2 protein-coding genes are annotated in these 2,132 nt (G+C 66.1%); both read left to right on the top strand.

Translation table 11 applies throughout. From position 1 onward, the window contains the following. Positions 1-34: 34 nt before the first annotated feature. The gene (locus tag ABNT58_RS14875; RefSeq protein ID WP_348754239.1) at positions 35-955 is read left to right on the top strand and encodes an ABC transporter permease; all 921 of its coding nucleotides are present in this window, start codon (positions 35-37) and stop codon (positions 953-955) included. Between the two features lie 44 nt (positions 956-999). Next, a partial coding sequence (locus ABNT58_RS14870; RefSeq protein WP_348754238.1) for a BMP family ABC transporter substrate-binding protein occupies positions 1,000-2,132 on the top strand: 1,133 nt, incomplete at its 3' end.

The raw sequence follows: 2,132 nt of genomic DNA, 5'->3' as shown, positions 1-2,132 counted from the left end.
CAGATAACCACACAAGCAACGAGAGCCACTAAAAATGGACAGCTACGCACTCCTCCTGGGCTCCACCCTGAGCGCCGGCACCGTCCTCGCCATCGCCGCGCTAGGCCTTCTCATCAACGAGAAAGCCGGCATCGTCAACCTCGGCGCCGAGGGCATGATGCTGTGCGCCGCCATCGCCGGTTTCGCGACCGTGGTGACCACCCACAACCCCTGGCTCGGCCTGCTCGCCGGCATGGCCGCCGGTGCCTTGCTGGCCGCCTTCTTCGGCGTGCTCGTCATCTGGCTCAACACCAACCAGTACGCCACCGGCCTCGCGCTGAGCCTGTTCGGCGTCGGCTTCTCGGCCTTCGCCGGCATCAACTTCGTGCAGGCCAAGCTGCCCGAGAGCGCGAGCTATGCGATTCCCGTGCTGGCCGACATTCCGCTGCTCGGCCCCGCGCTGTTCCGCCATCACCCGATGGTCTACGTCGCCGTGCTGCTGACCGTGGGCCTGATCTGGTTTCTCTACCGCACGCGCGCCGGCCTCGTGCTGCGCTCGGTCGGCGAGTCGCCCGAATCGGCGCATGCGCTGGGCTATCCGGTGCGGCGCATCCGCCTCATGGCCGTGATCGCGGGCGGGGCGCTGTGCGGCCTTTCGGGCGCGTATCTCTCGACCGTCTACACCCCGCTGTGGGTCGAGGGCATGGTCGCGGGCCGCGGCTGGATCGCGCTGGCGCTCACCACCTTCGCCACCTGGCGGCCGGCGCGGGTCTTGCTTGGCGCCTACCTGTTCGGCGGCGTCACCATGCTGCAGTTCGCGTTGCAGGGCGCCGGCGTCGAAGTCTCCAGCCAGCTGCTGTCGATGCTGCCCTACCTGGCCACCATCGTCGTGCTGGCCCTGATCTCGCGCAACCCGCTGTGGATTCGCATCAACATGCCGGCCTCGCTCGGCAAGCCGTTCCATCCGGGCGCCTAACATCGGCATTTCCACCTGTTACCTGTTTCCTCCGAGGAGCCAACATGACTGTTATGAGCAAGCGCAACCTGCTGAAGTGGGCTGCGCTGTCGTCCGTGGCCGCGGCCGCGCTGGTGGGTTGTGGCAAGAAGGAAGAGCCGGCCGCGCCGGTCGCTTCCACCGAGCCCGCCTCCGCGCCCGCTGCCGCCGCCGCACCTGAGCCGCTGAAGGCGGCCTGGGTGTACGTCGGCCCGGTGGGTGACGCCGGCTGGACGTTCGCCCATGACCAGGGCCGCAAGGAAGTCGAGGCCGAGTTTGGCGACAAGGTCAAGACCACCTTCGTCGAGAAGGTGCCCGAAGGCGCCGACGCCGAGCGCGTGATCCGCGACCTGGCTACCCAGGGCAACAAGATCATCTTCGCCACGTCCTTCGGTTACATGGAACCGATGATGAAGGTGGCTGCCGAGTTTCCGGACGTCAAGTTCGAGCACGCCACCGGCTACAAGACCGCGCCGAACATGCGTATCTACGATGCCAAGTTCTTCGAGGACGCCTACCTGGCCGGCATGATCGCGGGCACGATGAGCAAGACGGGCACCATCGGCTTCGTCGGCTCCTTCCCCATCCCCGAGGTGCTGCGCAACATCAACGCCTACACCCTGGGCGCGCAAAGCGTGAACCCGAAGATCAAGACCAAGGTGGTCTGGGTCAGCACCTGGTTCGACCCCCCGAAGGAAGGCGAAGCCGCGCAAAGCCTGATCAACGGCGGCGCCGACGTGCTGCTGCAGAACACCGACTCGTCGGCCGTGCTGCAGACCGCCGAGAAGAACGGCAAGTACGCCTTCGGCTGGGACAGCGACATGAGCGCCTTCGCGCCCAAGGCCCACCTGGGCTCGGCCGTGGCGCTGTGGGGCGGCTACTACAAGAAGGCCATCAAGGAAGTGATGGACGGCACCTGGAAGACCGAGCGCACCGTCTGGGGCGTCAAGGAAGGCCAGAACGACCTGATCAAGATCGCTGACGTGGTGCCGGAAGACACCCGCAAGAAGATCGACGAGATCAAGGTCAAGATGAAGGCCGGCGAGTTCGAGGTGTTCACCGGCCCGGTGGTCGATGCCTCGGGCAAGGAACGCCTGCCCGCCGGCACCAAGGCCGACCAGGACTGGAAGGACAAGATCGACTTCTACGTCAAGGGCGT

Source organism: uncultured Aquincola sp. (genome assembly GCF_964001545.1).
Taxonomy (GTDB): Bacteria; Pseudomonadota; Gammaproteobacteria; order Burkholderiales; family Burkholderiaceae_C; genus Aquincola.
This window is presented reverse-complemented; position numbering and strand designations above follow the sequence as displayed.

What these genes read in the sequence shown, in the direction of transcription:
- ABNT58_RS14875 (WP_348754239.1), top strand. Translation starts at nt 35, where the DNA reads ATGGACAGCTACGCACTCCTCCTGGGCTCCACCCTGAGCGCCGGCACC.